Origin of the sequence: Anaerostipes amylophilus (assembly GCF_025567365.1) — a bacterium.
In the GTDB taxonomy this organism is placed as follows: domain Bacteria; phylum Bacillota; class Clostridia; order Lachnospirales; family Lachnospiraceae; genus Anaerostipes; species Anaerostipes amylophilus.
In genome coordinates this window covers 118879-141474 of the sequence record NZ_JAOQJG010000006.1, presented here as the reverse complement: position 1 = coordinate 141474, position 22596 = coordinate 118879, and the positions used below count along the sequence as shown (strand labels likewise).

Sequence of the window (22596 nt, the reverse complement as noted above, 5' to 3'; positions counted from 1 at the left end):
GGAAAAGTTTTATGATTTTAAATTTTTGTTATGAATTATTTGTTAGTCTTCACGCTCTTCTTACCAGACCATGCAGAATATAAAGTCTTACTTCCAGATTTCTTATAAGAACGAACTCTTACATAGTATTTTTTCTTTCCTTTTAATTTTTTGACTGTATAAGATGTCCCTTTAAATGATTTTGTTTTTGATCCTTTGAAGTTACTCTTTAAAGAATACTGAACCTGATATCCTGTCACAGACTGTTTCTTTACGCTGACTTTGAAGCGTTTGGAACCTTTTGTTAATTTTGTAATGTAGGTTGCTTTTGGTTTTGTTACTGTATTATTAGGCTTTTTATTATTATTTTGAGCTGCTTTTTTATCAATAACTATAAAACTATATTGTCCATTGGCATTTCTTGCATGGAAATTTACATAGTATGTACCTTTTTTTAACCCTGTTGATTGATTTACGGGTGCCCCATTACTGTTATAAACATCCCAATCTACTACATCACCTGATACAGAAATATCTGCTTCAGATTTTACTGTAAACTTAAACCAATCTGCTGTTTCACTGATTGCACGTACTGCATAGTATCTCTTGTTTAATTCTACATATTTTGCATCACTCATCTCTTCATTCTGAGTATCATAGCTTTCAGGGAATGACTCTTTCAGCTCTTTGAATTGAAAAGCAATCGTGTAACTAGCATTATCTGAGCCACAATTTAAAGCTCCGATTAAATAGGTTGTTCCTTTAGCTAATGTATACTCTGTTGTTAATGAATATCCATTTGGTGAAAAAATAAAAGGATAATCTACAAGCATTTGATTTGAAAATTCTTCTCGAAGACAATTTTTAACATAATTTGAACCGCCTGTTGAAACAATTTTTAATGTTCCTGTTTTAGATGGAGTGAATTTATAATATTCTTCATTATTTGCAAAAGTTCCATTGTATTTTGCTCTGCCGTTTTGATCCAGATTAACCGTATTTTTTATATGAATACCTGCTGTAGATTTTGCAGTTGCCGCTTTCACTGAATTCGTTGATGCGGATACAGGTACTCCACCTACCATAGAAACACTCATCATCACTGCAAATGCAGCTGCCATCATTTTGTTTTTTCTCATAACTTTTCTCCTTTTTGTTGTTGATTTATTGCTATTATACTATATAGACAGACGTGGTTTCAAAAAAGTTTTAAAAAAATGAAAAATTTTTAAAATTTTTTTGAAAAAGTTAAAAAAGCACCAGAAAACTATAACTTCCAGTGCTTTTTATCGGTTTTCTTTCTATTTTGTTTTCCCGTCCATCTCATCTAATAACTGTGCGATCTTTGACACAAACAGATCAAATGCCACATCATTCTTTCCACTGTTGATCACAATATCAGCTTTTGCTCTTGTCGGCTCTACATACATGTAATGCATTGGTTTGACCGTTGCCAAATACTGATCGATGATTCCATGGAGGTCTCTTCCTCGTTCTTCTACATCTCGCAGGATTCTTCGAAGAATTCGCTCATCTGCATCTGCTTCAACGTATACCTTGATATCTAACAGATCACGGATTCGCTCATCTGCCAATAGTAAGATTCCTTCAACTAAAATGACAGGTTTGGGTTCAATTGTGATGATCTCATCAGAACGATTATGCTGATTATAATCATAAACTGGACATTCCACAGTTTTTCCTGCTTTTAACTGTTTGAGATGTTCCACAAGAAGATCTGTTTCCAGAGAATCAGGATGATCATAATTGACTGTCACACGCTTCTCAAATGGAATTCCATCCTGTCTGCGGTAATAATTATCATGATAGATCACTGTGACATCATCACCAAAATATTTTTTAACTCTGTTTGTAAATGTAGACTTTCCGGAACCGGAACCTCCGGCAATTCCTATAATTATACTTTCCATGGCATTTACCTCGTGATGCCGAACTCTTCCGGCATAAATCTTGGACAAATATTTTCTGATGTACAAATGACGGTAGATGCAAGTCTTGTACCGATCGCGCATGCTTCTCTTAATGTCTTTCCATAAGTCAGCCCAATGCACACACCTGAGAAAAATGCATCTCCAGCTCCTGTTGTATCAACAACATCTACCTTTAATGCTGGATAAACTCCGCATTCTCCGTTCTGATCAGCATAAACAGCACCTTCGCCACCCATTGTAACGACCATCTTTGGAATCTTTGCAGATTTGATACGTTCTGGAAGAACTTTGGATAATTCTTCTGCACTCATTTCCTCATAATCTTCAGAAAATAGGATTCCTGCCTCCTGCTGATTACATACGAAACATTCAATTCTTCGAATGAAATCTCTTCTCTCAATCGCAATTGTCATATTCGATACGATCGCATAGACTTTCTTTCCATATTTTTCTGCATAATGAAATGTTTTTTTCACGATCTCACGGTCAATATCAATTTCGATTACGATACTGTCTGCATCTTTAAAGATCTCGTCTCCATATTCATCAAGAATCTGTTCAATTGGTCCGTGATCTGGTCGTTTGGAAATGGACGCTACCACATCTCCTTCATGGTCAAAAACTGCAAGCCATGTTCCCATTCCATTTTTTACTTTTCTCATATATTTTGTGTTGACTTTATGACGGTCTAATTTGCGGATAACATCTTCTCCCATCGCATCATCGTCAACAGAACTTACAAATGTTGGTTCTAATTCTACATTCGCAATGTCTTCTGCAACATTACGTCCAACGCCGCCATGAATCTGTGCGATCGTTCCGGCGTTTCTCCCATATGGGATATAAGGGGATGTAGAAAACCCCTTAATATCTATAAATACATCTCCGATTACTACAATACCCATTGCGTATCTTATCTCCTTTGTTATCTTTGTCCTTTATCGTACGGAATACCCTCTGCCTTCGGCACTCTTGATTTCTTAGAAGAAACTGCCAGTACAAGCAGGGAAATAATATATGAAAGCATCTTATAATATGTTCCCGGAATATTTAAGGCTGTCAGAAAATCAAATCCTGCGTATACATTTGATAATGCACGGAATAATCCAAATAAAATGACTGCTAATGCGATCAAGTTTGGTTTCCACTGTCCAAAGATCATAACGGCCAGTGCAAGGAATCCAAATCCGGCAACACCATTTTCGAATTTCCATTCAAATACACCGGCTGTGATATAAACGATACCACCAAGACCTCCTAAAAATCCAGAGATCAATACGCCGATATAACGCATCTTATATACGTTGATTCCAACAGAATCCGCTGCCTGAGGATGTTCACCACAAGCCATCAGTCGAAGTCCTAATCTTGTGCGATATAATACGATATTAGCTATGATCAATAAAACAATTGTGATGATCATAAACCTTACGACTACATCAATCCTTTCCTTTTCATTTATCATATCTAGATAAAGTTCTTCTAAAGATTTCCTTGGACTGATCGATGTTGGAATCATCTTCGTCTTTATGATATGATCATCTTTGAATAAGACAGCTTTTGTCATAGATGAACCTGAATCCAAGCCTAAACTTATCACTTTTTTACGCACTCATTTTTGATAAAAATTCTTTGTAAATTTTATCATGGAAACATCCTTACTGCAAGAATTCCTTTCGAACTGTATGTGTTCTTTCTATTGTAATAAGAATTAATACATAAGCCAAATCGGTTGATTTTCTTCTCTTTTTATAAGATAATACCTTTGGCAGATATCCCATTGAGTGAGCCTGACCTTTAAATTAAGGAGATTATATCATATGAAAAAATTAACAAGACAGGAGAAACACGAACAGTGTATGCGTGAAATCCGTGGAACACTGATCGTTGTTTTGATCTGCTGTGCTTGGCATATTGCCAGTGCATTTTTATTAAATGGTACTGGCTTTTATTTTCTAGGAATGCCAGCATGGTTTAGCGTATCAACTTTCGGAACGATCATACTTTCTTTGATCGGTGTCTGGTACTTATTAAAACATGTATTTATTAACTTCGATTATGATGATGAAGAGGAGGAAGAAGAATAAAATGTCAGCAAATCAGAAAATCATTCTTATGATCTTTATCGTTTACCTCATTTTAAATGCCGCGATCGGTATCATTTTTAGTAAACGTCAGAATAAAAAACAGCATACTTCTTCTGAGAAAAAATTCTTTATCGGTGGAAGAAATATGAATGGACTTCTTTTAGCAATGACAACCATGGCAACTTATACTTCTGTAAGTTCCTTTATCTCCGGACCTGGAGCTGCTGGTCTTACTTACGGATATGCACAGGCATGGATCGCTACCGTACAGGTTCCGATTACATTTCTGGTACTTGGGGTTCTTGGAAATAAATTAGCTTTAGTTTCAAGAAGAACCGGTGCCGTTACTGTTGTCGGTTATTTAAAAGCTCGTTATAAAAGTGATGTATTAGTTATCGTAACCAGTTTACTTATGGTTATCTTCTTTATGGCACAGATGATCGGACAGTTTACTGGTGGAGCAACTTTGATCTCTTCCATCACAGGACTTGATCATGTCGTTTCTTTATTGATCTTTGGTGCAGTTGTTATCATCTATACATCTTTCGGTGGTTTCAGTGCTGTTGCGATCACAGATACGATTCAGGGAATCATCATGTGTGTCGGTACATTTTTACTTTTATTCTTCGTATTAAAAGCTGGCGGTGGACTTGCTGGTATTGATGCTGGACTTGCACAGAATCTACCTGGTGTATATGATGATCTATTTTCAAAATATAGTCCCGGAACTTTGCTTAGTTTCTGGATTCTTGTAGGATTTGGTACTCTTGGACTTCCACAGACCGCTGTTCGTTCTATGGGATTTAAAAATACAAAGAGTCTTCATTCTGCGATGTGGATTGGTGCGGTTACTTGTAGCTTTATCATCGTTGGTATGCATATGGCTGGTACATGGGCAGGTGCACTGGTAGATACAAAGAATCTTCCAACTTCTGATTATTTTATTCCGTATATTGTTCAGAAGATCATGCCCGTTGGATTAGCTGGAACATTCCTTGCAGCACCTATGGCTGCTGTTATGTCTACTGCTGATTCTCTTTTGATCCTTGCTTCTGCAGCAATTGTAAAAGATCTGTGGCGTAACTATGTTGTCAAAGATGATCCTGTGAAAATTAAATCTTATAACAAAAATGTTGGAAAGATGAGTACACTTGTTACATTTGCATTCGGTGTGATCGTCATCTTACTTACGATCAATCCACCTGATATCATTTTCTTCCTGAATCTGTTTGCTTTGGGTGGTCTGGAATGCAGTTTCTTCTGGCCTTTAGTTGGTGGATTGTTCTGGAAGAAAGGAACAAAACAGGCAGCCGTCTTTAGTTCTATTGGAGCAGCGATCACTTATGTATTTTGTTACTATAATGTACAGATCGCAGGAATCAATGCCGTTGTATGGGGACTTCTTGCCGGTGGAATCTTGTATTTTGTAATAGGAAATATAACTTGCAAGAATGGACTTGATGAAGATATTATTAAGAATTGTTTCTAGATTTTGGATTACTTGAATTCGAAACATATCAATAAATAATATAATAAAAAGCCTCTGTGTGATGTTTCAAACTTTTTATTAACATCATACACAGAGGCTTTTTGTTTATTTAATTTTCTTTACTTTAGAAAAAGCTCCATATATCTTTTTCTTTCCAGACGTTTTTACAGCTCGTACTTTATAAGATCCATTCTTTGGTGCTTTCTTATACTTATAACTTGTTTTCTTGGTCGTTGTTACTCTTACCCATTTTTTACCTTTAAAACGATATACCTGATAGGAGGTTGCACCGCTTACTTTCTTCCACTGTAACTGAACTGTTTTCGAAGATCTCTTACATTTGCCCCAAGTTACTTTCCCAAGGGAAGTATCTGTTACCGTTATCGTAATCGTTTTGGCAAACGATGGAGCTTGTTTTGGTGTGATCGTAACACTTGTTTTTCCAGCTTTTAACCCTGTTATTTTACCAGAAGCCGATACTTTACATATCGATGGAGAAGAAACTTTGTATTTCATTTCACTTAAAATCAATGGTACATTGACAAAATGATTGTATATACTATAGGAAATATTTTTAGAAGTTCCATTCTTTAAACTAAATGAATTTATTGGATTTACTGAAAATAAATATCCTATCTGAGCTTTTGTAACTTCTATATTAGTTGTTGCAGTGTTGTTTTTGTAAGAAATTTCTATGAAATTTATCACACACTGATAAAATTCACTTGATTTCCATGCATCTTTATAACATCCAAAAGATCCGTAAGTTTCATCCAGATCGTCGCTGTATTATCATTTGGATGTACTGCAATATATTCGTATTCTTTCAGATCTTCATCAAAAAAGACTGGAACCACACATTCTTTATCATTCAAAATACCTAATGGCGAAACAGATCCTGGTTCGATATTTAAATATTTCATTAAGCGCTCAGCTGAAGCAAAACTAAGTCTAGAACTTCCAATCTCATCTCTTACTTTCTTAAGATCTGCCTGCTTGTCTTCTCGAATGATCACAAGAAAATGGTGTTTTCCACTACCATCTCTTAAAAATAAATTTTTCGCTCCTATGCCATTTTCATGATTCCACAGATCAGAGTCTTCGATTTCATCCACTGTGTAGACAGCTTGATGCTCAAACATTTCGTATTCTATATTTTGCTCATTTAAGGTATCTAAAACGATTTTTCTATTTTTATTCATTTTGCTAATGCTCCTGTTCGCCTTTCCATTTCTTGTTTTAATTCGTCTAAAAAATCATTTAAATCATCTTTTGAGATTACTTTTAGTTTTATCATATTCCAAATTATATCGACAGCTGTTGTTTTCCTTACTTCTACTAGTACACCTGGATGTCGTCGATCATTTTTGAAAATACGACCAAAAATAAATGCTATACGGCCCAACTCTAAATATTTGCGGCATTCAGAATCCCTCCTTCTTGAGAAAATTCTATAATTAAGTGTGCATTATCTCGAATAAGTTGTTTAAAATACATCATGACTCTGAATATCCGTGAACTTCCCATGTATAATCTGGTAACCAGCAAATAGCATCATGAAATCCACCTGTTTCATCTGGTGTTTCAATATATACCTTTACTTTTCCATCTGGATACATCATATTCTTTCACTCCTTACTTCTGTGCAGTTCATCTTTATGATATTTTATCACAATTAAATTTCTACCACAATGAAAAAGCCACTGTAAATATTACAATGACTTTTCTGCTTATTTTTTTATGAAGGCTATAATTTAAATGATTATTTTGTTTAGAATTTTTGAACAATTTGTTCTTATTTGTACAATTTATTTTGTAAACTGATTTCTTAATGCCCCTGGGACCTTAATATTTTTCTGCGTGACAGCAAACAGACCGTCTCCACATGAAAGGACAGCTCCCTATGAATTTCAGATTTTTGGCTTAGTACTAGGGAACATATCCACGAACCTTTTAACAATAGGTCGGAGCTATCGTTAAAAAGTATACCTTATTACCATCCTGCATTCATTGCATAAAAAATCACGACTACTTGCATTATCATTATTAATGGAACACCAACAGTGAAATAATCTTTCTTAGTCTTATGACGCAATAAATACATTGCCAATAAACTACCAATCGAACCACCAACAAAAACTAAACCAAGTAACGTTACAATTCTAATTCTTGAACGATGCTCAGCTGCATTAACTTTATCAATTGCATAAGCTGCGAACGCTATAAAATTGATGACTGCTAAATATATCAACAATATTTTATATTTTGCAAAAAATTCCCAAAATGCTAGTGTTATGTGATCCGCATGATGCCCCTTTACCATCAATAATATTATGACTTGTATCACAAACACACATGCGATAAACACTCTCGACATCATATTATCTTTGACAGCCTTGCGATCAAACAGTAATATTGCAAGCAATATACCGGCCGATCCGCCAATTAAAGACCAGCTAGTTAAAATAGCATCAACTTGTCCGTTTTCAGTATGTGAGTACAAAAACATATTAAGCAGATACATAAAAAATCCAATTATATTAACTCCAATAAGGTAGTATTCAAATATTCCTAAATTCATAATCTGTATCCTCTTTAGTGTCTATTCTTGAATGTATGATATTCTATCACGATTGGAACATCATACTTAAAAACTGCACCTTTTCTATAATTTGTGTTACTATTTATTCTCACACTTTCTACCGAGCCGTCCTTTTTTATCCAACCAGTTGTAAGATCATTTATGGGTTGAACAGAAATATTGATAAATCCCAAATTTGAAAGTTTCTTATGAACATCCATATAATTCAATTTTCATAAATTTCCGTGTGTAAACGAAATTGTGATTTCTCGTTTTTCGTGGTAAGTAATGACCACCTCAGAATCATAAGGATACATTTCCTGTTGTGAAAAAACTGTAGTTCCATTAATCAATACACTTTCTACTTCTCCATCTTTAAAAATAGAATTCACATAAATATCTTTTTGAGACTTAAGATGTATATTCTTGAATGCTTGATTATACAGTCTATTTTCCACTTCTCTGTAGTTTTTGCCTACCAGTTGCTGTGTACTATAACCAATTGGCACCTTCTTCCTAGATGTGAAGAACGCCTTCATTCTTATTTTTCGAAGTTCTGATTTTTCCTTTAATAAAACTGATTTATCCTCGCGATCAAAGGCATCTCTATATGTAAATTGTTCACTGGAATAAGAGTGTGGCTCTTTTGTCTCGCTAGTATCTGTATGGTCATCATCATTTTCGTCCACAATCGAATATTCATGATCCCCAAAATATCTATGAAGTTTCGTGCCACAACATTCACATTTCCAATCATCATACTCTTCTCTTCTACCTGCTCAAACTCATCTGATGTATATTCACGATGAAGATGAGCACCACACTCTGTACATGTCCAATCGTAATTATACTCTGAATATCCCCATTAATCTTCCAAATTAGCATCACAATTGGGACAACATATTTTATCTTCTTCCACAACACTATAATCATCATCCGAGTAACTATGTGTCAGTTTTGCTCCACATGATGAACACTCCCAATCATCATCCTATGCATTGAAACCGAACTGGTTATTTAATATTGCTCCACATTCAGGACAGGTAAAATGCTTACCATCTATAATTTCATCCTCATTTATTCCATTTGTATGCCCACATTCTGTGCATGTCCATGCTCCAAGCGATGGATCGAATCCATCTTGATAATTTAATGTAGCTCCACAATTAGGACAAAAATATTCATCCATTTCTCTTACCTCCACCTGTCATTTGCTTTTTAGTAACTACTTTTCAGCTATAAATGACAATTTTGTCTCGTGTATATTCTTCAAACGTATTATCAACTTCGGCAAATACAACATTCATTTCCTCATATATCTTTCCTATTACATAAGCATCTCTCATCGCAGGTTTCTTCATGACTGCCCATTTCAGCTGAGAATATGAATACTTCGTAAAAGCAATCCACTGAGCGTAATTGATTGCCATAGGGTTTTCAGTAAAGGCAACCTTTCCGGCATTCACAGCTGTTGCCGCTGAATGCCCTAAAAATAACATTGTAGCTAACTTTGGATGCTTTTCTCTATTTAATGAAACTGGAATAGAATCCTTTATTGCATGACCTTCGTTAATTCTTTTGAACGCATATCCCATTCGAACAATTACTTCAACAAGCATTGTTGGAATCGACATTGAACAGAAGTGAATAAAGTCATATCCCTCGTAATACATTCCCTGCACTATTTCAGCAATGGTTTGATCATATTCACCAATGTTCCCAAATTGGAGCAGATTGAACATACTCATAAACGGTGCCGGCAATCCCATTGATGTAGTGACGTCTGATTTAAAATGAGCAATCTGCTTTGCCAGAGCCCTGAAGATTTCTGTTTCTTTTCTATCAGCATAATTCTCCATTACCTGGCTAACTACCTTACCCGTCTTATCTATGGTTGTCATACGGCCAGTTAATATATCAGCAACTCCAAAAACAAATCCTAGAACCGGATCATGTCCTAACTGCAGTAATCTGTGATAGTAAGCAGATAAACCTTCAACACGAATTGTTGTATGGCGATTATCCTGTGCATCAAATGGAACCTTGCTTTCTTTCGAATTAGCTAGTTTTTGCATTTCTTCTTCAGGGAACTTTCTATCAAAATAATCTCTAATATAATTAGACAGTGGTCCTGCTTTTAACCCTTCTGGTGTTTTTTCAGGAATACCGACCATCAATATATCCACAGCTGCTCCAACCATTCCGGCAAGCGCTCCGATTGCCACATCAACTTTATCAAGATGATGTATTTGATTAAACTCTTCATTCATCAATCGAACAGCCTCTTTATTCTGTTGCAGTTCTTCCTCTGTGAATATAGATTCTATCTCACACTCGCCCACAACAAACTTATCTGCCTCTTCTAGAATCTCGTTCCAAGGACGCACGACCACTACTCTACGTTTGTTCAATGGTGCTACAGAATCTTTCCTTTGCGGTAAATCGTACCCTCTACTTTTCAAGATTTTCTCTGCAGCAGAAGTATCAAATTGTGATGCCTGCTTTCTTTTCTCTTGGATTTCTTTTAACATCATATCGTGATGTACAAGTACATTATTTATTTCTTGCTCCATGCTTCTGCTTTTATCCTTCATTATCAGATTCACCACCTTCGCTTGACTCCACAAGTGCATCACATAGGGAACTGTTTAATTTTTTCAAATACTCATTTTCTTCGGATAAGTCCCTATAGTCTTGAATCTGAGCATCTTGTTTCTGAATTGCATCCTTCTGAAGATTCTCTACTTCTTCATGACGCTTTTTCTCTTTCCGTCTTTTTCTCCATTGAATAAAATTAGTCATTCCCAGGGCTGCCAGGAGACCTAATATACCAACACTCGCTTCTTTCGGATGTTCTTCTATTCCGTTTACGAAATTATCAAATATATTATTCGAATTGTTTTGCATTTCTAATTCTTCGTTCTCCTGTTCCATCTGCACACCTCCGTTATGATGCTATTCCTAAATCTTTCTGCAAATCCGTTATTGCTCTTTGAAGTAGGATGTTTAGGCTTTGCAGATAATCCATTCGTTCTTTGTCTGCATCAGCTTCTTCTTTTAAAGCTTTAATAATTGCATCATGTTTACTTTAAAGCTTCCTTATAAAGTCTCTCTTTTTCTTGACGTAATTGTTTGTTTTTCAGATGTGAGACAACTCCTACACCAACTCCTCCAAGGACGGCGACTGGTGCAGCAAGTACAAAAACTCCGGCTACCATTCCACCACCTACAATACCACCAGCAGCAGCGAGGCCAGAGGTTATTCCTGCGGCTGAGAGTCCCACAACTGAGCCCAAACCATACAAAGCAGCAAATGAACCTACTCCTCCAATACCTGCACCAAGTGCCCCAGCTAACACTTCTGGAATCGCACTTTCCCTTATTGTTCTCTTTTTATCATTAACAGCAGCAGCCTCATTCACCACATTAACAATGGATTGAAGTGATTCTACACTCTGAAAATTCATATTTTTCTTTTTGGTAATATAACCTTTTTGATGGTTGCTCATCACTTATCCCCCTTCCTCTTATCTGTAGCCATAACTGCTTTTGCTAACCATCCTCCGACTGCAGCACCCACAATCGGTGTTCCTACAAAAGGAACTGCCATTGCACCTGCTACAACTGCTCCAACTGCTCCTGCAGTCTTCATCCACTCTTTGGAAACAGTCTCCCTTGTTGCAGTACCTGCTAATATTGATGGAGACATTAAGTTTGCTTTCTCAAGCAATTCATTATAATCAGCCTTCGAATAATTTTCCGGATGATCAATTAGCATATCTAGGAGAATTTTAACCATCTCTGTTTCCTCCGGATGCTTTACAATCTCTGCATCAATCACACTTCTCATAGCAATATACTGTGTCTTCGTCAGTTTGTTTCTTCCACTTTCGATATTATTTATCGTCTGACGGGTAACACCAATCTGTTCACCAAATTCAGATGCAGTCCACCCAATAGCCCTACGAATCAATAATAAATTATCTTGCATTCTCTGAATCTCTACCATTGATATATCCTCCTGTTGAAAATATAATATCACTTGACAATATATTTGTCAATGTACATTGTATTTTCAACAAAAATAACCTCACTACCAAGAATTTCTTCTTAGTAGTGAGGACAGTTCACTCAATATATTTATCTTAAAATATTGATTTCCATCTTTGCCTTAAAGCAGACCACAAACTTATCGTCATAGATCTGTATCTGCTCGATGTATTTTCTAACCAATTTATCATCATACTCTGTTATCTGAGTATCCTGTGTTTTAACGTATGCTGCCAGTTCATTGATTCGTTGTCTGGTACCTTCAGTCTGAGCATGCTTTACCAAAAGCAACTGTTTATTCTGTCTTAGTTCTTCCATTTCATCAGCACATTTTGAATAGTCTTTTTTGCCATGTACCAATGCCAAGAGTTCCTTCTGCTTTTCTGCAATGGTCTTGTTAATTTCCTCGATTTCATCAGAATTGTCTTGGCTGATAACTTCCAGAATATTCTCTTCCAGAATAGCTATCACATCTATAAATGCTAACATAAGAATGAACTACACGGCATACAATTTCCCTGCATCCGTTGATTCAGAAGATTGCCCTTTCAGAAACAAAACCTTCGGTCACAGCCTGCCATACTTTGCTTGATTCTCTGCAAAAAATATGTCTGATGCATGGAACGGAAGTCAGCTATTATAAAAAACTGTTTCAGACAGTCGGGAATATCATACGGATGATGGAAAAAGATGATCTGACCAAGTACCTGCTGTTTCTTGAGGATGTCTTCCTATATATGGAGAAATACCGTTACAGGAAAGGTATGAAAGAGATTATCCTGGAGATGAAGCAGCTTTTGAAAGGGAATGAAAACGGTAGTGCTACCGACCGTGCATTATTACTGGACTATCAGGCATGTATGGAAACAAAGCCGGAAAAAGCCATCAAACTGGAAAAAGAAGCCCTTGCACAGATCAAAGAAATCACAGAGGACAATGCCCACCTTGTCTCCAACCTTCATGCGAATCTGGGCGGTCTTTACCGCATGAATGATCAGGCAGAGCTTGCAAAAGAACACATGGAAAAAGGGTATCTTCCTTCTTGAGCAGTACCAACTGCTTTATACCAATGACAGCATTTCCCAAATCAACAATTATGCTGCCTTATTGACAGAAATGCAGGAACCAGAGTGGGCAATGTCGGCTCTCCAGAAACTGGCACAGATTATCAAAGACTATAATTCGGATCACTGTCTGGATTATGCCCGGGTGCAAGAATCCATGGGAAATATCTGCCTGATCACAGCAAATATCTCACAGGCTAAAACACATTTCAAAAAAGCGATGAAAATTTATGAGGATGTCTTGGCAGATGAGCCAGATTTGATTGAAGAAAAATATCAGGAAATTCGGGAACTATGTCCACAAGTCGGCATTGCACTAGCAAAAAACATATTAGCTTCCAAAAATAAATAAGCATAATTATACGGCGGACATCATTGCCCGCCGTTATATTGGCTTTTTCCCACTTTTGGGAGAAAGTCTTTACCTTCACTACAGAAACATTATGACATTTCGTCAAACCTCATCTCATTAAAACAATCCTTTCACAGCAGGATAAATCTGACGAAACTTTTGATATTTCTCCTCATATTTTGCTACCAGCTCCATATCTGGATCGATGGTATCAACTACTTTTATCATTTTCTCTGCTGCCGCTTGTACATTTTCATACTCGCCACAACCTACTGCCGCTAACATAGCACCACCGTATCCCGGCCCTTCTTCGCTTTCGATCACATCCACTTTCAAATTCATAACATTTGCAATGATCTTTTTCCACAGTTGGCTCTTTGCACCACCGCCACAGATTTTTGTTCGTCTAATGGGAATATTCAAACTTCTCGCGACTTCTAAAGAATCACGTAATCCAAAAGCAACTCCTTCCAGTACAGCCTGAGTCATTTCTTCTCTTCCGGTGTCCATGGACATTCCGATAAACATCGCTCTTGCATCCGGATCATTGTGCGGAGAACGTTCACCCATCAAGTACGGCAGATAAAATATCTGGTTCTCACCCAGTTTCGTAATATTTTCCTGCTCTTTATCAAACTCTTCAGTTTTTAAGATTTCTTCCATCCACCATTTGTTGCAGGAGGCTGCGCTTAACATGCACCCCATAAGATGGTATCCTCCATCTGCATGATCAAATGAATGCAGTGCATTGTTCTCATCTACCCGGAAATCTTTACTGGAAATAAAGATTGTACCTGAAGTACCCAGAGAAATATTACAGCCACCTTCACCAACGGTTCCTGTTCCCACAGCAGCCGCTGCGTTATCGCCTGCTCCTGCAACAATTTTCACATTGATTGTAAAGCCAAATTCTTCTGCAAACTCTGTTTTGATGCCGCCTACCACTTCGTAACTTTCAAAAAGTGCAGGGAGCTGCTCTTCTCTAACATCACAGATTTTCATCATTTCTTTAGACCAGCAACGATTTTTCACATTTAGCAACAATGTTCCGGAAGCATCCGAATAATCTGTACAGAAACACCCACTCAATCTATATGCAAGATAATCTTTTGGCAACATGATTTTATCAATTTTCGCAAAGTTATCCGGTTCATTTTCCTTTAACCACAGTATCTTTGGTGCAGTAAACCCAGCAAACGCAATATTCGCCGTGCATTCAGACAGTCTTTCTTTCCCTATTACTTCGTTTAAATAGTTTGTCTCCTTTACAGTTCTTCCATCATTCCAGAGAATTGCCGGTCGGATTACTTCATCATTTTTATCAAGAATCACCAAACCATGCATCTGACCACCAAAGCCAATACCAGCAATCTGACTCTTATCACACTCTGCAGTCAGTTCTTTGATTCCGCCCCTGGTCTGTTTCCACCAGTCTTCTGGACTCTGTTCACTCCAACCCGGCTTTGGAAAGTAAAGCGGATATTCTTTTGAAACAATTTTGTGAATTTTCCCATCCTGATCCATCAGCAGCAATTTCACTGCTGATGTACCAAGATCAATACCTATGTACAGCATTTCGTATCCTCCTTTTTATCTCCATGGATTTTCTGTTGGATATCTTACTCCTTTCGGCTGATTATAACCGATTTCTTCTACCGAAACACCAACATACTTGAAAACTTCTATAAATGCTAATATAAGAATGTACAGAAATGATTATTTAAAAATGTACAAAATCACATTATAATAAATTCTCTACGGAGGAATTTATTATGATATATACACCAAAGATTACTAGTGACATTCAGATCAATTCTTTAAGGGATCTGGTAAAACTAAAACCTTTTTTGGAGGACAGTACATTGAAAATTAATAAAAGTCAGATTGCCAGAGAGCTGGGAAAAGATCGACGGACGGTTGATAAATATCTAAAAGGATATGAAAAACCAACAGCCCGCAGGCGTTCATCTTGCATTGATGATTATTATGATATCATCAAAGATCTTCTTTCCGATGAAAACCAGCAGATTTTCTATTATAAACGTGTTTTATGGCAATTCTTAAAAGATAATCACGGGCTTTCCTGTGCCCAGTCAAGTTTCCGCAGATACATCAGCCAGCATTCGGAATTCCAGTCTTATTTTGAACGAAGGCAGAAACGACATATCAAAAAGAAATCTCATCTGCGTTTTGAAACTCCTCTTGGGAAACAGGCACAGCTGGACTGGAAAGAATCCATAAAGTTTCTGTTAAAATCCAGTGAATGGATTGATATCAACATCTTTGTGTTGCTGCTGTCATCATCTCGGTTTCGTGTTTACAGATTATCATTATCGAAAACACAGGATATCTTATGTTCCTTTATCAATGATGCCTTTGAAACATTCGGTGGAGTCCCTGAAGAACTTCTGACAGATAACATGAAGACGGTCATGGATCAGCCACGGACTGCTTACAGTAAAGGAAAAGTGAATCCACGCTTTGCCCAGTTTGCTTCAGATTATGGATTTAAGGTACGACCCTGTATTGCTGCACGGCCTCAGACAAAAGCAAAAGTAGAAGCTCCGATGAAACTGCTCGATGAACTCTATGCTTATAACGGACTTCTCGATTATCATGAGCTCAATCAACTGGTCCATAAACTGAATGAACGGATCAATCATGCGGTACACCCAGGAACCGGAAGGATCCCTGTAATGTATCTTCAAAAAGAAAAGGCTCACTTATCACCACTTCCACGCAATGTGATAAGAAAGCCTTATCAGATGACCCATACAACTGTAAAAGTGAATTCATCCTGTATGATCACTTATCGTTCCAATCAATATTCCGTACCACCAAAATATCTTGGAAAACGTCTGGTATTACAGGTATATGATAATTATTTGTATGTGTACTATAACACAGAACTGATCGTGATACATCCGATCAGTGCAAAAAACTCAATTATACACACGATCATTATGTTGCTATCAGTAAACAGACGTTCAAAGAGCAGACAATGGATATTGAAAAGATTGCAAAAGAAAACCTGACACAGATAGGAGCAATGTTTAAAAATGAATAGCACATATGTACAATTAAAAAAACCTTGAGTATCTGAAGCTGAATCAGATGGATCTTCATCTTGATGAAGTGATCGATCTGATCACTTCGTCACCATTATCATTTACGGAAGGTCTCTGTAAACTAACGAATTATGAGATTGATTTTGAATTTCAGCCATCCATCAATCCGGAAGAGATCAAGGATTTTGCAACTTTAAGATTTCTGGAAAATGCTGAAAACATCGTGTTTTTAGGTCCGAGCGGAGTAGGTAAGACACATCTTGCCACTGCGATTGGAGTAACTGCAGCAAAAAAACGTTACAGTACATATTTTATCAAATGCCATGATCTGATCATGCAGCTAAAAAAGCAAAACTGGAGAATCGTCTAGAAGCAAGATTAAAACATTTTTTCAAATATAAGCTGCTGATCATTGATGAGCTTGGTTATCTTCCGATTGAAAAAGATGATGCAAAGCTGTTTTTCCAACTGATTGACAAGCGATATGAAAAAAGAAGTACGATCATTACCACAAATATCAACTTTAATTCATGGGATGATGTATTTTTTGATCCAGTGATCGCAAATGCGATTCTTGACCGAGTGTTACATCATGCACATGTGGTAAATATCACAGGAAAATCTTATCGCTTAAAAAAATATACCGATCAAGAGGAAGAATAGCAAAAATGTACATTCTTAAATGATCAAAAATGTACATTTTAATGTTGACATTTATATCAGGGCACTTAAGTTCGGAACCTTAACAGTATTTCAAGCCACGTAACCACCTTTGGATGTCCGATGAATGAAAAAGATTTATCCAAAATTGATAAAAGTTGTTCTTTCTAAGCCAATAGCTTTCCTTCTTTATATGAACACTCGATATAATCTGGATTCTGATAATATAAATCGGTATTAAAATCAGATATTTCATCACTGATAAATGAAGTAAATATCTTTATAAGTTCCTCTGCCTCTTTTCCTTCTTTCGCACAATCTTCTATCATAATACTATATAATTTTCCAATATCTAAGAAACTTGGTACATCATATTGACATTCTGAAATCGTGTCAAATTTGCCTTCTTTTATCTTATATACTTCTACAACTTCATCACATACCTGTTCAAAACTTAAGCAATGATTGACTTCTGCATCATATAATAAATTCTCAATTCCTTCCTGTCCAATACATTTGACAATATATCCTCTATGATTCTTGGTTTCCCGTGCTATATATTCTATCAATGAGCAAACATAAAAATAATCATTTCTTTCTTTTTCTGTCATAAACTACCTCACTCTTTTTATATGTCAAACAATCAAGTACTGACATGGTATGAAAACTGATCTGATGTGTTGGATGTTTAAATTCTGCTAATACCCAAAATTGTTTCCTACTAATTCGTCCTGTAAGAAAATCATTTACATAATTCCATACTGTATCATCTGCCATAGGTCCTTCTACAATATCATAATTATGTGTTTTTCCGTTTCTACATTGTGCAATAAGGTCTAACCACTCATCTGACATTTCTGGAAATTTTAATATTTTCAAACTATCCTTTGGTTTGGATTTCTTAATGTCCCAGTGATCAATGTCCTATGCCCACTATTTCTTCAAAACTCTATCAAAAATTCTATAATTTCGATCATCTCTTGGAGAACAATACACCGCAAATTCAATATTTTTGAAACTATATAAGTATTCTCGAATTACATTTTTTGCTGCCTGAGCAACAACCTGAGGATCATTCATAAATGCACCACATCCAAATGCCCCAAGAATTATCGTTTCATCATCTTCTGAAAGTGCTGTATCCAAAATTCTTTTTAATCGCTTTTCATGTAATTTTAATAATTCGTCATTTGTCATCTTTTTCGCATTATTATATGATGACTTGCCATTATAATTATTTTGGACTCTTAGATTCGGAGCTGCACATGTGATTACATCTACATCATACCAATCAGATGCATCCATGATCTCTGGTTGTTCAATATCTGTTTTAAATACTGTGACTGCAGGTGTATAAATGATATCATCATTATAAATTGGATTATGTGCTTGTCTGTGTGGAGAATAGAATCCATCCCACATTGTTTGTGCATTTAGACAAACATATAGTCCTGAACATCTGCACAGACATTCTTCTTGTGCATTAAATCCTCTTTTTACTCCACCACCTGGATTAGTTGCGGAAGCCAAATTATGTACCGCTGTCTTAGTATTTTTATATGCCGATGCTGCTTGTAATGTTCTCTTTTTTGATACAATAATATTTGCAGGTTTTTCATATCGTTTCTGGTTATTGCTATTTATTCTTTGTTTTTGGAGGATTAGTTTTTGGTTACATATTGAATTTTTGATCGATTGTTTTAAGCTTGAATTTGTTTTACATAATGTTTCTGTATCTTCGAATATTTTTATGTTTTCTTGTTTTCCCATAATCCAATTTCTCTCTTTTTCTTTGTTATATGTATAAACTAGGATAAATACAACCTATTTTTACAATAAAAAGCCATTGCTATTAATACTCCCAAGGAGATATTAAGTAACAACAGCTTTAATAAATTTATTAATGGGTATTTTGTTTAGAATTTTTCGGTTTATTCTGATTAATTAATGTCTACAGAATCTTAATTATTCCCAGTGTCGTGATTTCTTAATATCTACTACTCAAACTCGGCTGTTTCAATTCTTCCACCGCATTAGGAGCATCGTACATCGGCAAGCCTAAATCTCTCTTTACCTCTGCGATATATGCGGTATGTACTTTGAAGCCGTATTTAGCTTCTATATACTCCTTTATCATTTTGTAGGTCACTCGCTCTTTGGGCTTGTAGTTGATATGCCCGTTTGGCTTTTTGTGGGAAAGCAGTACCACCGTCTCCACATGGCACGATACGTCCAGATTGATGTCAGTTTTCGGTAACCGATCCAGACTAATGTGGACTGTAGCAAAATATCTCCGTTTGTTTGCGGAAACATATCAACAAATTCTGTAGCAAAAAAGTATTGATACAATTCGCTATCCATATCACAGTCTGAACCTCGCCCGTCTACGGAAAAAGTTCAACTTTTTTATTCGTTTCTACTATTATAGTGATTCCAACATAAAAGTCAAATTTGACGAAGAACTGCCATCGCCTCAACCTTATCTGTTTTTCGTACAGAGAACAGGTCAACAGCTATTTTTCGCCCCGACTGATGCCCCAACTCCCATACACTCGACCTTGGCAAGCTGGAAATTTAGCAGAAAATTTTAATTGCGCCACTGCTACTTCTTCGCATTCTCCTCCAGTTCCAACATGTACTTATCAAAATCAGACATAAATAATCTGTCCTGAATCACGCGGTATTTTTCAAATTCGGTCTCAGCTTTTGCTTTAGCAATCTCAGCAGTGATTTTACCTGCATCCTGAAGAACCTCTCTGTCATCTGCCATCAGAAATAAATCCAAGCGCTTTGCCCAGTCCTCCATTGTCATCGGAATATGACGTTCCGCACGATCCTCTGCCAAATCCAGATAAGCGGATACAATACGCTCCAGTGACCGCATTTCCTGCTCACTCAGATAATTCTTCGCAATGCTCACATTGCTTTTTACTATCTTACCTTCCGGTGCTGCTGCCCAAGTGGTTAATCCCATATGTGGCTTATCAGCATCTGCTCACTCGTAAATCAACTCTGCTGCTGTATGTCCATGAACTGCATAATGCATCTTGTTTTGAACCTTTGCAAAGAACTGCTTTGTTGTTTTTGCTGTCCGATCATAATCAAGAGCTGTGGCATAGATATCGGTTATCTTCTGGTAAAATCTACGCTCAGAGAGACGGATCTCACGAATCTGCTCAAGCAAGCAGTCAAAGTATTCTACTGTAAGCACAGAGCCACCATTTTTCAGGCGTTCATCATCCATGACCCAGCCTTTGATGGTGTAGTCCTTCACAATGCCATTGGCCCACTTACGAAACTGCACTGCTCGCTCATTATTAACCTTGAATCCAACCGCAATAATCATTTGAAGATTATAATGCTTTGTATCACGAGTCACCTGACGGAAACCTTCGGTTTGAACTATTCGGAAATTCCGAATAGTTGCAGACTCTTCTAATTCACTATCTGTGATTTCTTAATGTCCCTGGGATCTTAAGCCTATTCAAGCCAACTCTATTTAATGCATTTTCCATTTCAAAACTTCCTTTAAATATATTATGATTTTCAATCTTCTAAGTTCTACAGGCTTAAATTTATTCTAAAATGTTATATATTTATATCCATCTTCATCAAATACTGCTCTACTTGATTGACAATCAGTTCTGCACTTTCATACTGTTCTATCGCTTCCTCATTTGAAGCAACATAAAAATCATCATAATCACTTGCTTCTCGTTTTCTTTTTAATCTTCCCAATCGTTTTCCAAAATCTCTTGAAAATTTTCCTGTCGCTACATATGCCTGATTAAAATAACCTACTGCATCTTTATGCCTTTTAAAATCTTTACCCTCCAATGCTAACACTGCCTTAATTGCATAAAACGCAGCATAATAACATCGATTGATACTGTCTTTATATCTCTTATATTCCATGCATATTTTTGCCGTATCTAATGTATCCTTTGCATTTTGCATTCGGTAAATAGATAAATCTCTTTTCTTATCCATTCACTATCACCCCTTCTTCATGAATGTTTTTATAAAATGGCAACGTATCTAACCAATATTCATATTGCTCTTCATTTTTTATAATTGGCGAAATATCAACTCCTGTATCCATTTCTATATCAAATGCTAAATCATATACCTGATTTTCTATTTTTTTAATCTCATTATCTGACATTTTTACCAGAATCATAACATCAACATCTGAACTTGAATTATAATCACCTCTGGCATAAGAGCCATAAACAATAACTTTTGTTAATTTTGATCCCATTATGTCTTTTAGTTGCTGAGAAAATTGATAAATTATATTGTGTATTCTATCTGGCATAACGAGTCTCCCTTCCAAATAATATATATAAAATCATTTCCTTATTAATATATTTCTATACTTTTTATCTTAATAGTCAATTGTAATTATTTTTTATACATTGATATTTTATCATATCTCAATCACTATAACAACGAAAAAGCCATTGCACACCATCTACTCTATTAATTGGATGATGATTTACAATGACCTTCTTCTTTACATTAAATGATTATTTTGTTTAGAATTTTTGGAACAATTTGTTCTTATTTGTACAATTTATTTTATAAACTGATTTCTTAACGTCCCTGGGACCTTAATATCTTCTTTTTTCATATTTTCGATAACGCTTCGGCATCGCATCAAGACTTAATATCTGTTCTTCTAGACGATTAAGTTGTCCGATTGCATTTTCTGGTGATTGTAATTCAAAAGCAATATATTCAAAAATTTCTCTCAAATCACGGTCTGCCTGTTCAGATACTTCTACTTCATATATCATAAGCCATAATCCTTGCGAATATCAGCAAAAGCTTTCTTCGCATTTTTTGTCCATCTATCATGCATATCTGCATATCCTTTCTCCAATTCTTCATTGAATTCTACTTCTGATAATGTGCTGATATCAACAGGTCTAGCGGATGGTATTTTTACTTCAAATGGAAGTCCTCTCTGTAAGATAATCTGTTTATAAAACATATTGATAGCACTAGAAGCAGGAATACCAAGTGCAGACAAAATACTTTCTGCTTTTTCTTTGACTTCTGGTTCAATCCTTGCATATAAATTTGCTGATTTTGTAGCCATATAAAACATCTCCTTTCGTGAGTAGTTTTTCTATCTATCTTTATTATATGCAAGTGTCCGCACAATAACAATACAAGTTTCACCTTTTCTTTTTCCACAGGATTTTACATAATTATTCCTTGGAGCTGAATTTTACGAATCTAGGCGTAAAATCACAACACTTGCCGAAATAAGTATTTATTTCCCATTATTTAATATATATTATTATAT

Annotated in this window: 28 protein-coding genes and 4 pseudogenes; 6 read left to right on the top strand and 26 right to left on the bottom strand. The window is 36.1% G+C overall.

Annotated features, from left to right (window positions below):
• Positions 1-35 precede the first annotated feature (35 nt).
• From OCV53_RS10010 to OCV53_RS09995, 4 genes are all read right to left on the bottom strand, one after another.
• Positions 36-1118, bottom strand: coding sequence for a hypothetical protein (locus OCV53_RS10010; protein WP_055198049.1), 1083 nt, complete (start codon positions 1116-1118; stop codon positions 36-38).
• Positions 1119-1280: 162 nt separating this feature from the next.
• Positions 1281-1910, bottom strand: a complete 630-nt coding sequence (gene udk, locus OCV53_RS10005) for a uridine kinase (protein ID WP_055198047.1) — start codon at positions 1908-1910, stop codon at positions 1281-1283.
• A 5-nt stretch (positions 1911-1915) separates the two neighbouring features.
• Complete coding sequence (locus OCV53_RS10000; RefSeq protein ID WP_055198045.1) at positions 1916-2836, bottom strand: carbohydrate kinase family protein; 921 nt, start codon at positions 2834-2836, stop codon at positions 1916-1918.
• Positions 2837-2856: 20 nt separating this feature from the next.
• Positions 2857-3396: an ABC transporter permease gene (locus OCV53_RS09995; RefSeq protein ID WP_262568803.1), complete on the bottom strand. Its 540-nt coding sequence runs from the start codon at positions 3394-3396 to the stop codon at positions 2857-2859.
• A 355-nt stretch (positions 3397-3751) separates the two neighbouring features.
• On the opposite strand from OCV53_RS09995, the gene OCV53_RS09990 reads away from it, so the two are divergent.
• Together OCV53_RS09990 and panF are read left to right on the top strand one after the other, a co-directional pair.
• Positions 3752-4018 (top strand): YhdT family protein, encoded by a 267-nt coding sequence (locus tag OCV53_RS09990; RefSeq protein WP_055198043.1) that lies wholly within the window; start codon positions 3752-3754, stop codon positions 4016-4018.
• Between the two features lies 1 nt (position 4019).
• Complete coding sequence (gene panF / locus OCV53_RS09985) at positions 4020-5507, top strand: sodium/pantothenate symporter (protein ID WP_055198041.1); 1488 nt, start codon at positions 4020-4022, stop codon at positions 5505-5507.
• Between the two features lie 105 nt (positions 5508-5612).
• Here the strand turns inward: panF and OCV53_RS09980 are convergent, their stop codons facing one another.
• The 12 genes from OCV53_RS09980 to OCV53_RS09925 all read right to left on the bottom strand — a co-directional run bounded on the left by OCV53_RS09980 (position 5613) and on the right by OCV53_RS09925 (position 12627).
• Positions 5613-6023 carry an Ig-like domain-containing protein gene (locus OCV53_RS09980; RefSeq protein WP_148368957.1) on the bottom strand — a complete coding sequence of 137 codons (411 nt, stop codon included), beginning with the start codon at positions 6021-6023 and terminating at the stop codon, positions 5613-5615.
• Between the two features lie 188 nt (positions 6024-6211).
• Positions 6212-6709, bottom strand: a complete 498-nt coding sequence (locus OCV53_RS09975; protein ID WP_070097223.1) for a prolyl-tRNA synthetase associated domain-containing protein — start codon at positions 6707-6709, stop codon at positions 6212-6214.
• Positions 6706-6912: a hypothetical protein gene (locus tag OCV53_RS09970; protein ID WP_055198035.1), complete on the bottom strand. Its 207-nt coding sequence runs from the start codon at positions 6910-6912 to the stop codon at positions 6706-6708. The genes OCV53_RS09975 and OCV53_RS09970 overlap by 4 nt, the downstream gene beginning before the upstream one ends.
• Before the next feature lie 91 nt (positions 6913-7003).
• Positions 7004-7129 (bottom strand): hypothetical protein, encoded by a 126-nt coding sequence (locus OCV53_RS09965; protein WP_262568802.1) that lies wholly within the window; start codon positions 7127-7129, stop codon positions 7004-7006.
• A 371-nt stretch (positions 7130-7500) separates the two neighbouring features.
• Positions 7501-8088 (bottom strand): DUF1294 domain-containing protein, encoded by a 588-nt coding sequence (locus OCV53_RS09960; RefSeq protein ID WP_148368955.1) that lies wholly within the window; start codon positions 8086-8088, stop codon positions 7501-7503.
• 233 nt (positions 8089-8321) lie between these two features.
• Complete coding sequence (locus OCV53_RS09955; protein ID WP_055198030.1) at positions 8322-8777, bottom strand: hypothetical protein; 456 nt, start codon at positions 8775-8777, stop codon at positions 8322-8324.
• A 302-nt stretch (positions 8778-9079) separates the two neighbouring features.
• Positions 9080-9277, bottom strand: a complete 198-nt coding sequence (locus OCV53_RS09950) for a CDK-activating kinase assembly factor MAT1 (protein WP_055198028.1) — start codon at positions 9275-9277, stop codon at positions 9080-9082.
• Between the two features lie 43 nt (positions 9278-9320).
• The gene (locus OCV53_RS09945; RefSeq protein WP_055198026.1) at positions 9321-10682 is read right to left on the bottom strand and encodes a hypothetical protein; all 1362 of its coding nucleotides are present in this window, start codon (positions 10680-10682) and stop codon (positions 9321-9323) included.
• On the bottom strand, positions 10672-11022 hold the full coding sequence (locus OCV53_RS09940) for a hypothetical protein (RefSeq protein ID WP_055198024.1): 351 nt from the start codon (positions 11020-11022) through the stop codon (positions 10672-10674). The genes OCV53_RS09945 and OCV53_RS09940 overlap by 11 nt, the downstream gene beginning before the upstream one ends.
• A gap of 149 nt (positions 11023-11171) precedes the next feature.
• On the bottom strand, positions 11172-11597 hold the full coding sequence (locus OCV53_RS09935) for a hypothetical protein (protein ID WP_242852156.1): 426 nt from the start codon (positions 11595-11597) through the stop codon (positions 11172-11174).
• Complete coding sequence (locus OCV53_RS09930) at positions 11597-12097, bottom strand: helix-turn-helix transcriptional regulator (protein WP_055198022.1); 501 nt, start codon at positions 12095-12097, stop codon at positions 11597-11599. The genes OCV53_RS09935 and OCV53_RS09930 overlap by 1 nt, the downstream gene beginning before the upstream one ends.
• Before the next feature lie 131 nt (positions 12098-12228).
• The gene (locus OCV53_RS09925) at positions 12229-12627 is read right to left on the bottom strand and encodes a hypothetical protein (protein WP_055198020.1); all 399 of its coding nucleotides are present in this window, start codon (positions 12625-12627) and stop codon (positions 12229-12231) included.
• Positions 12628-12815: 188 nt separating this feature from the next.
• On the opposite strand from OCV53_RS09925, the gene OCV53_RS09920 reads away from it, so the two are divergent.
• On the top strand, positions 12816-13184 hold the full coding sequence (locus OCV53_RS09920; RefSeq protein ID WP_172674561.1) for a hypothetical protein: 369 nt from the start codon (positions 12816-12818) through the stop codon (positions 13182-13184).
• Positions 13129-13554 (top strand): tetratricopeptide repeat protein, encoded by a 426-nt coding sequence (locus tag OCV53_RS09915; protein ID WP_262568801.1) that lies wholly within the window; start codon positions 13129-13131, stop codon positions 13552-13554. Before OCV53_RS09920 ends, OCV53_RS09915 begins: the two co-directional genes overlap by 56 nt.
• Before the next feature lie 117 nt (positions 13555-13671).
• On the opposite strand, the gene xylB is transcribed toward OCV53_RS09915, so the two are convergent.
• On the bottom strand, positions 13672-15129 hold the full coding sequence (gene xylB / locus OCV53_RS09910; RefSeq protein ID WP_055198016.1) for a xylulokinase: 1458 nt from the start codon (positions 15127-15129) through the stop codon (positions 13672-13674).
• A 197-nt stretch (positions 15130-15326) separates the two neighbouring features.
• Here xylB and istA point away from each other — a divergent pair.
• A pseudogene (gene istA / locus OCV53_RS09905) lies at positions 15327-16621 on the top strand (IS21 family transposase).
• A gap of 47 nt (positions 16622-16668) precedes the next feature.
• A pseudogene (istB, locus tag OCV53_RS12560) lies at positions 16669-17285 on the top strand (IS21-like element helper ATPase IstB).
• Positions 17286-17449: 164 nt separating this feature from the next.
• Here the strand turns inward: istB and OCV53_RS09895 are convergent.
• The 9 genes and pseudogenes from OCV53_RS09895 to OCV53_RS09855 all read right to left on the bottom strand — a co-directional run bounded on the left by OCV53_RS09895 (position 17450) and on the right by OCV53_RS09855 (position 22386).
• Positions 17450-17893, bottom strand: a complete 444-nt coding sequence (locus tag OCV53_RS09895; protein WP_055198015.1) for a hypothetical protein — start codon at positions 17891-17893, stop codon at positions 17450-17452.
• Entirely contained in the window at positions 17871-18188 is a 318-nt protein-coding gene (locus tag OCV53_RS09890; protein ID WP_331485939.1) for a DUF3990 domain-containing protein, read from the bottom strand. The genes OCV53_RS09895 and OCV53_RS09890 overlap by 23 nt, the downstream gene beginning before the upstream one ends.
• A gap of 27 nt (positions 18189-18215) precedes the next feature.
• Positions 18216-19052, bottom strand: a complete 837-nt coding sequence (locus OCV53_RS09885) for a TIGR02452 family protein (RefSeq protein WP_055198011.1) — start codon at positions 19050-19052, stop codon at positions 18216-18218.
• Positions 19053-19290: 238 nt separating this feature from the next.
• A pseudogene (locus OCV53_RS09880) lies at positions 19291-19503 on the bottom strand (hypothetical protein); the annotation flags it as partial.
• A gap of 381 nt (positions 19504-19884) precedes the next feature.
• A pseudogene (locus tag OCV53_RS09875) lies at positions 19885-20733 on the bottom strand (virulence RhuM family protein); the annotation flags it as partial.
• Between the two features lie 137 nt (positions 20734-20870).
• Positions 20871-21272 (bottom strand): HEPN domain-containing protein, encoded by a 402-nt coding sequence (locus tag OCV53_RS09870; RefSeq protein ID WP_055198007.1) that lies wholly within the window; start codon positions 21270-21272, stop codon positions 20871-20873.
• A complete protein-coding gene (locus tag OCV53_RS09865; protein ID WP_055198004.1) occupies positions 21265-21600 on the bottom strand; it encodes a nucleotidyltransferase domain-containing protein in 336 nt (111 codons plus the stop codon). The genes OCV53_RS09870 and OCV53_RS09865 overlap by 8 nt, the downstream gene beginning before the upstream one ends.
• Positions 21601-21895: 295 nt before the next feature.
• Entirely contained in the window at positions 21896-22081 is a 186-nt protein-coding gene (locus tag OCV53_RS09860; protein ID WP_331485934.1) for a type II toxin-antitoxin system RelE/ParE family toxin, read from the bottom strand.
• Positions 22078-22386, bottom strand: coding sequence for a type II toxin-antitoxin system RelB/DinJ family antitoxin (locus OCV53_RS09855; RefSeq protein WP_055198002.1), 309 nt, complete (start codon positions 22384-22386; stop codon positions 22078-22080). Before OCV53_RS09855 ends, OCV53_RS09860 begins: the two co-directional genes overlap by 4 nt.
• Positions 22387-22596: the final 210 nt, after the last annotated feature.

Excerpts from the sequence above, each read along its gene's own strand:
- OCV53_RS10010 (WP_055198049.1), bottom strand. The coding sequence starts at position 1,118 with ATGAGAAAAAACAAAATGATGGCAGCTGCATTTGCAGTGATGATGAGT.
- udk (WP_055198047.1), bottom strand. The coding sequence starts at position 1,910 with ATGGAAAGTATAATTATAGGAATTGCCGGAGGTTCCGGTTCCGGAAAG.
- OCV53_RS10000 (WP_055198045.1), bottom strand. The coding sequence starts at position 2,836 with ATGGGTATTGTAGTAATCGGAGATGTATTTATAGATATTAAGGGGTTT.
- OCV53_RS09995 (WP_262568803.1), bottom strand. The coding sequence starts at position 3,396 with ATGATAAATGAAAAGGAAAGGATTGATGTAGTCGTAAGGTTTATGATC.
- OCV53_RS09990 (WP_055198043.1), top strand. The coding sequence starts at position 3,752 with ATGAAAAAATTAACAAGACAGGAGAAACACGAACAGTGTATGCGTGAA.
- panF (WP_055198041.1), top strand. The coding sequence starts at position 4,020 with ATGTCAGCAAATCAGAAAATCATTCTTATGATCTTTATCGTTTACCTC.
- OCV53_RS09980 (WP_148368957.1), bottom strand. The coding sequence starts at position 6,023 with ATGAAATACAAAGTTTCTTCTCCATCGATATGTAAAGTATCGGCTTCT.
- OCV53_RS09975 (WP_070097223.1), bottom strand. The coding sequence starts at position 6,709 with ATGAATAAAAATAGAAAAATCGTTTTAGATACCTTAAATGAGCAAAAT.
- OCV53_RS09965 (WP_262568802.1), bottom strand. The coding sequence starts at position 7,129 with ATGATGTATCCAGATGGAAAAGTAAAGGTATATATTGAAACACCAGAT.
- OCV53_RS09960 (WP_148368955.1), bottom strand. The coding sequence starts at position 8,088 with ATGAATTTAGGAATATTTGAATACTACCTTATTGGAGTTAATATAATT.
- OCV53_RS09950 (WP_055198028.1), bottom strand. The coding sequence starts at position 9,277 with ATGGATGAATATTTTTGTCCTAATTGTGGAGCTACATTAAATTATCAA.
- OCV53_RS09945 (WP_055198026.1), bottom strand. The coding sequence starts at position 10,682 with ATGAAGGATAAAAGCAGAAGCATGGAGCAAGAAATAAATAATGTACTT.
- OCV53_RS09940 (WP_055198024.1), bottom strand. The coding sequence starts at position 11,022 with ATGGAACAGGAGAACGAAGAATTAGAAATGCAAAACAATTCGAATAAT.
- OCV53_RS09935 (WP_242852156.1), bottom strand. The coding sequence starts at position 11,597 with ATGAGCAACCATCAAAAAGGTTATATTACCAAAAAGAAAAATATGAAT.
- OCV53_RS09930 (WP_055198022.1), bottom strand. The coding sequence starts at position 12,097 with ATGGTAGAGATTCAGAGAATGCAAGATAATTTATTATTGATTCGTAGG.
- OCV53_RS09925 (WP_055198020.1), bottom strand. The coding sequence starts at position 12,627 with ATGTTAGCATTTATAGATGTGATAGCTATTCTGGAAGAGAATATTCTG.
- OCV53_RS09920 (WP_172674561.1), top strand. The coding sequence starts at position 12,816 with ATGATGGAAAAAGATGATCTGACCAAGTACCTGCTGTTTCTTGAGGAT.
- OCV53_RS09915 (WP_262568801.1), top strand. The coding sequence starts at position 13,129 with ATGATCAGGCAGAGCTTGCAAAAGAACACATGGAAAAAGGGTATCTTC.
- xylB (WP_055198016.1), bottom strand. The coding sequence starts at position 15,129 with ATGCTGTACATAGGTATTGATCTTGGTACATCAGCAGTGAAATTGCTG.
- OCV53_RS09895 (WP_055198015.1), bottom strand. The coding sequence starts at position 17,893 with ATGACAGAAAAAGAAAGAAATGATTATTTTTATGTTTGCTCATTGATA.
- OCV53_RS09885 (WP_055198011.1), bottom strand. The coding sequence starts at position 19,052 with ATGGGAAAACAAGAAAACATAAAAATATTCGAAGATACAGAAACATTA.
- OCV53_RS09870 (WP_055198007.1), bottom strand. The coding sequence starts at position 21,272 with ATGGATAAGAAAAGAGATTTATCTATTTACCGAATGCAAAATGCAAAG.
- OCV53_RS09865 (WP_055198004.1), bottom strand. The coding sequence starts at position 21,600 with ATGCCAGATAGAATACACAATATAATTTATCAATTTTCTCAGCAACTA.
- OCV53_RS09860 (WP_331485934.1), bottom strand. The coding sequence starts at position 22,081 with ATGATATATGAAGTAGAAGTATCTGAACAGGCAGACCGTGATTTGAGA.
- OCV53_RS09855 (WP_055198002.1), bottom strand. The coding sequence starts at position 22,386 with ATGGCTACAAAATCAGCAAATTTATATGCAAGGATTGAACCAGAAGTC.